The sequence below is a fragment of the Candidatus Methanodesulfokora washburnensis genome, assembly GCF_003947435.1.
Taxonomy (GTDB): Archaea; Korarchaeota; Korarchaeia; order Korarchaeales; family Korarchaeaceae; genus Methanodesulfokora; species Methanodesulfokora washburnensis.
In genome coordinates this window covers 1-5,229 of the sequence record NZ_RCOS01000111.1, presented here as the reverse complement: position 1 = coordinate 5,229, position 5,229 = coordinate 1, and the positions used below count along the sequence as shown (strand labels likewise).

The 5,229-nt window shown below is 42.1% G+C and carries 10 protein-coding genes; 5 read left to right on the top strand and 5 right to left on the bottom strand.

The annotated features are described in order from the left end of the window. From D6D85_RS09250 to D6D85_RS09235, 5 genes are all read right to left on the bottom strand, one after another. Positions 1-238: hypothetical protein (locus tag D6D85_RS09250; protein ID WP_161969803.1), on the bottom strand; the 238-nt coding region annotated here is incomplete at its 3' end. Positions 239-288: 50 nt separating this feature from the next. Next, a complete protein-coding gene (locus tag D6D85_RS09245; RefSeq protein ID WP_125671768.1) occupies positions 289-468 on the bottom strand; it encodes a hypothetical protein in 180 nt (59 codons plus the stop codon). After that, positions 469-1,212, bottom strand: coding sequence for an Ig-like domain-containing protein (locus tag D6D85_RS09240; RefSeq protein ID WP_125671767.1), 744 nt, complete (start codon positions 1,210-1,212; stop codon positions 469-471). Positions 1,213-1,252: 40 nt separating this feature from the next. After that, positions 1,253-1,423: a hypothetical protein gene (locus D6D85_RS16365; protein ID WP_161969802.1), complete on the bottom strand. Its 171-nt coding sequence runs from the start codon at positions 1,421-1,423 to the stop codon at positions 1,253-1,255. After that, on the bottom strand, positions 1,420-2,172 hold the full coding sequence (locus D6D85_RS09235) for a hypothetical protein (protein ID WP_125671766.1): 753 nt from the start codon (positions 2,170-2,172) through the stop codon (positions 1,420-1,422). The genes D6D85_RS16365 and D6D85_RS09235 overlap by 4 nt, the downstream gene beginning before the upstream one ends. 96 nt (positions 2,173-2,268) lie before the next feature. Here D6D85_RS09235 and D6D85_RS09230 point away from each other — a divergent pair, with 96 nt between their 5' ends. From D6D85_RS09230 to D6D85_RS09215, 5 genes are all read left to right on the top strand, one after another. Beyond that, positions 2,269-2,805 carry a hypothetical protein gene (locus D6D85_RS09230; RefSeq protein ID WP_125671765.1) on the top strand — a complete coding sequence of 179 codons (537 nt, stop codon included), beginning with the start codon at positions 2,269-2,271 and terminating at the stop codon, positions 2,803-2,805. 39 nt (positions 2,806-2,844) lie between these two features. Next, the gene (locus tag D6D85_RS09225; RefSeq protein ID WP_125671764.1) at positions 2,845-3,957 is read left to right on the top strand and encodes a hypothetical protein; all 1,113 of its coding nucleotides are present in this window, start codon (positions 2,845-2,847) and stop codon (positions 3,955-3,957) included. 39 nt (positions 3,958-3,996) lie between these two features. Then, positions 3,997-4,146 (top strand): hypothetical protein, encoded by a 150-nt coding sequence (locus D6D85_RS16360; protein ID WP_161969801.1) that lies wholly within the window; start codon positions 3,997-3,999, stop codon positions 4,144-4,146. Between the two features lie 10 nt (positions 4,147-4,156). Beyond that, positions 4,157-4,408, top strand: coding sequence for a hypothetical protein (locus tag D6D85_RS09220; RefSeq protein ID WP_125671763.1), 252 nt, complete (start codon positions 4,157-4,159; stop codon positions 4,406-4,408). Next, positions 4,392-5,229, top strand: an 838-nt coding sequence (locus tag D6D85_RS09215; RefSeq protein WP_373695746.1) for a hypothetical protein, incomplete at its 3' end; no start/stop codon positions are given. The genes D6D85_RS09220 and D6D85_RS09215, both read left to right, overlap by 17 nt.

Below are 5,229 nucleotides of genomic sequence, written 5' to 3'. Positions count from 1 at the left end.
CTCTTTTTGTTGGTATAGGTATTGATAATCCAAGTCCTTTAGGAATAGAAAATGAATTACCTTGTTTATCAATAAATATTATCTTATCGCTCGGGCCATCAGCATACCATAATGCTACAGCAAAATTCGGCCACTCAGCAGGAGGCGGACTGATTATTTTTCCAACAACTTTCACAGGAGCATTCTGTCCAACAGTTATTGTGTCAGATATTATGAGAGACACAGTAGTATACGGCATACTCCCACCATTTAAAAAAATTCTTCCAAAAATAATATTTTTTAGTATGACTATTTGGCGACCACTATTATCGGCTTTCTCATCTCACTAGCTACTACGACACCTATTATAGCTATTACGGCAAGTCCTGCTCCAGCTAGTGCTATCCAAAGCCATGGTATCTGAGGGATCTCTACTCTCGGCACACTTACTGCAACGCTTGTCTCCGCTCTTGAGGATCCCATGGGCATCTATCTTATCGCCTTGCCAAGCTCTGTGATGATTATAGGAGCCAATATTGGTGTGAGCACTAACGCTCCTGTGATGAACATCATTACTGGCTGAGAAGTTATTATCTCAACTAATGTTGTTGCCAATGTTGTAGCAAGCCCTTCTCCTTTGAACTCAGCCACAACAGAATATGTTCCAGGAGTTGACGGTGCTGTGAAAGATACTGATGCCGTCCCGTCAGAGCCTGTTGATGCTGACTGTGTGTTTCCTGCGAACGTAACTGATACTGTTCTTCCCGCCAGAGGCTTCCACGTTCCGAAGTCGTTATACTCAAGCTTCACAGAAACTTTGACAATCTCTCCAGGGTTGTAAGTCTTTTTATCTGTTGAGACTGAGAGTCTCGTGGGGTATGCGAATGCAACAGGAATCTTATCAGATCCTACCGACTCAGGCATCGCATATGCCTGTATATATCTCTTGGTGCACGGAAGCTTGTCTCCCCCAATGTCCCAAGGAACTGTCCATGTGATGTTTGCATACCCATTCATATCTGTGGTCTCAGTAGCTATCCAATACAGATAGCTGTCTGTTATGTAAAACCTAACCTCTTTGTTAGCAACAGGATTCCCATAAGCATCAGTTACTCTAGCAACTGCAACAAGATAATCGCCAGGAGTGAACCAGCTTTTGTTAACGCTTAAAGAAACTTTCAATGCCTGAGCAACTGAGACATCTGTTGAAGCTCTTGAAGTGCTGTAAGGCACACTCTCACCATTTAAAAATTGATGTTGAAAAATATAACTGTTACTTACTTAACGAGCGATAGATTATATAACCTATGATTCCTGCTACGACAGCTCCAACTCCCACAGCTATATATGTCCAAGGGATTGTTATTGGTGTAGGTATTGTTGGTGCAGGTACCTCAGTGGTTATTTTTATTTCTTTAGATGCTGATGACGGTGCATATGTCATTTCCACCATCCACGTTTCTTGCCTTCCTCAACAACTACTGGGACAACTATTGGAAGCATCTCTGCAAGTATTAAAAGCACTAATGGCACCACCGCAGGTATGCTGTATGTTCCTACAACAACTGTTGCTGTACCTAACGCTGTTGGGATCCCTTCTCCAGCGTAGCTTGCTGAGACAGTATATGTTCCAGGTGTTGTAGGTGCTTTAAATGTTACTGTAGCTTTTCCATCTGTTCCTGTGGTCGCTGTTGTTGATGTGCCAGCAAACGATATTGATACTGTCTTTCCTGCCAGAGGCTTATACGTGCCAGCATCATTATATTCAAGCAGAACTGTAACAGTTACTGTTGCACCAGGCGGGTATGAGTCTTTGTCTGTCATCACTGTAAGTCTGGTCGGATATGCTATCGATACTGACACAGCATTTGATAATGTTCCTGACACCCAGTGTTTAGCCTGTATGTTCCATCTGTTACACGGAAGTTTTAATGTGCCAGCTGTCCAAGGTATCGTCCATGCAAGTCTTGCTTTTCCAAGGTCGTCTGTATTTGCTCCTCCTATGACGACCCATCTTCCATTTGATATTGCGAACTCAACATATTCTCCTGATAGAGGAACTCCATCTCCTGTCAATGTTGCTGTGAAAACTATCTGGTCTCCAGGGACTCCCCAGCTTTTTGACGCTGTAAGGCTGAGGCTTATGCCCATAACCTTAATATTTTTTGAGCCTGAGCTAGACGTGTAAGGCATACGCTCTCCCACATAATATGTTTCATGTGAAATTATAAAGATATGTATGACAACAACTTTTTAACCTCATGAACAATTATTTTATATGGTGAAAAAATGGTTCAGCTCACATCTTGGCTAGACCCCTTCATGGAGGGAGTGTCTAGAAACACAGGAATACCAACAGCACAGCTGAGCTCTCATGTTGGAGGAGAGTTCATAGGAACTCTTCTTGAGAGAATCTCAGCAACATTCTCAAAAGGATTTATGAAGCTTCTGATAGACATAACTGCTGGAGGCATTGCTGCTGGATACGCTGTATATGGCAGAGACGTTCCTGAGAGACTTAGAAGAGAGCTTCTACAGACAGGCTCTCATCTGCTTTTCAGAGTTCTTGAGGCAATAGATTTTGCACAGATATACAACTCTGCAAAAGAATTCTTCGGAAAGCTCTCTGTAGGAGATATAAACGGTGCTTTGTCAACAGTTCTCAGAACTCCTGAGGAGATATTGAGCTCAATGGGGATCTCAGTAGCATCATCTCCAGCTCCCGTCATAACAGCACCTAGCTATGTGATCACTCCTCCGCCTGAGGTTTCTACACCGCCTGAGACAACATCTAGCGAGATACCTCCACTGCCAAGCCCTGCATAACATTTTATAACAACATAAACAATCTGAAGAGAGTTTTTTATGGAGATAAAATGGAGACATGAGTATATACTTGGCGGCGTGTTGGCTCCTTACATAGCTTTAGTTATCTTAAGTCTAACCAAACCTGTTGAGAAGCCTTCAGCTCCTGCCCCAACTCCTTCGCCACCTGCTCCTCCATCACCACCGCCTCCAAAACCGCCAGCTCCTCAGCCTGAGGTTCATCTGTCTCTAAACAAGACGACTTTAATTGAGGATCCTAATGACGTGATTATTGCCACGCTCTCGTGGAAGAACGTTCCGCAAGATCCTAATGCATGGTACACGTTAAGCATTTTATCTGACGGCACGCTTGTTGCTGGAGGCGTATCTACTAAGAATCTTCCTAGCGAAGGCTCTGTAAAGTTTAACATAACTTATCTCATGAGATATATAGATCAGTATTATCTTCCTTCTCCAGGTGCGTGGTATGGCATATTAACTTATGAGCCTCTAGGCGGGTCGAAACAGACGTGGGCTTCTGTTGAGAAAATTAACGTGAACATTATTGATAAATACAGGCTTGATGATGTTGTTAAGGCTGAGTATGATCTTACTAATGACACAGTCACTTTATATCTAAACAAATCAGTTGATAACGCTCTGCTGTTGTGGCAGTTCTTCACATACGATAGATATGGAAGGATGATAAGATCCTCTGGAACTCATCCGTATTGGCACCCCATGTGGTTTAGCGGCGACAAGATTGTTATAGACCTTCCTGGAGATCCTGACCCTAGAGAGGTTAAGATAGAGTTCAACATTCTGAAGAGAGGCATCAAGACTTTCAACATAGAGATTAAGAGACCTCCTATACCTATTGAGATATCTGTGTCGCCTATAAATCCTGGAGAAACTATAAAGCTGTGGGTGTTCTTCAACAGATCTCTACCTAGAAGAGCATGGATATATTATACCCCTACGGCTTATCTAACAACTTTAACGCCTACAGCCAGACTTGACGCTCCTGGAGACACATCGTTCATCTCAATAGGTTTAGACCCTGCAAGAACTTATCACGTTACTGTCAAAAGGCTTGACACAGGAGCTGTTAAAGAGGCAGACGTGACGTTCACAGGAGATCCTGACGAGAACTCATATAACATATATCTATAGCGGAAAACAATTTTATTTTTAGAATAAATATATTCTATGGTGAGCCTCATGGTATATTCTAAGAAGGTTGGAGTAGCTATATGTACTAGAAAAGAAGTTGAGGAATCTTTTGGCGAAGGTAAGGAGGCAGGCATGTTTCTTAAACAACTTCTTGAGTATTTAGATAAGCTTGGAAGAGGAGAGGAATAGGGATCTTTAGATGCCTTATAAAGTTATAATCATTGGAAGAGGAGGACTGACTGATACTCTTGCTGAGTTTATGAATAAAGATCAAGCTGAGAGATTTATGTCAGAAGTTAAAAAGATAGATCCTGAGGTCAAGCTTGAGATTGTTGAGACGCCAATAGAGTTTTCATCATCATTCATAATCGGCATAATCGCAGGCGTAGTGTCCATACCTATCATAGCATTGCTGATATGGAGAGGGATCTCAGGTGTCATGCAGGGATAAATGTCGTGAGTTAGGTTTTGAAGACGCCATAGAATATGGCATAACGAGAAAATATGTTGAGACGAGAAGATGGGGTCTGTGGGAGGTTTTCAGAGAGATCATTCAAAACGCTTTAGATGAGATGCAAGAGACTGAGAATGAAATACCAACAGCATACCCATGCAGATCATTATCTGAGGGAGTGGCCATATACGACTATGGCAGAGGCCTTGGGATCAGACATCTCCTCATAGGAACATCTGAGAAAAAGCCTTGGCAGAGAGGAAAATTTGGCGAAGGTCTGAAGCTTGCTCTTTTAGCTGCTACTCATCTAGGCGTTCCAGTAATAATTCACTCTGGAGATAAGATCATTCAGCCAATATTTGTGACAAAAGTTATTGAGGGAGTCCCAATAGACTTGTTCTGTATATGTCATAAGTCTGCTGCTTCTATAACAGGGACTAGAGTGTTTATAGGAAGTCTAGACTTATGTGTAGCATTTAGAGATAGGATCGTCCAGGGTATTTACCAGGCCGACCCTGACTGTATAAAATATGAATATCTACATGACTTCTCGGGGAAAATGGGTTGGTATGCTGTTATAGATCCTATATGTACGAGAGGGCCTTCAATATATGTTAGAGACATATATGTCACTTCATTTCGTGAAGCATTTAGACATACAGCATGTTTCTCGTATAACTTATACGATGTCGAGATAGATGAGTCTAGAAGGATCCCTGCTGGCGGTAGCGTGATAGATGAGATAAGAGATGTATGGAGTTTTGTAGCTTACCAAGCCGCTGATGATCGTAATGCTTATGAATTGTTAAAAAGATTTT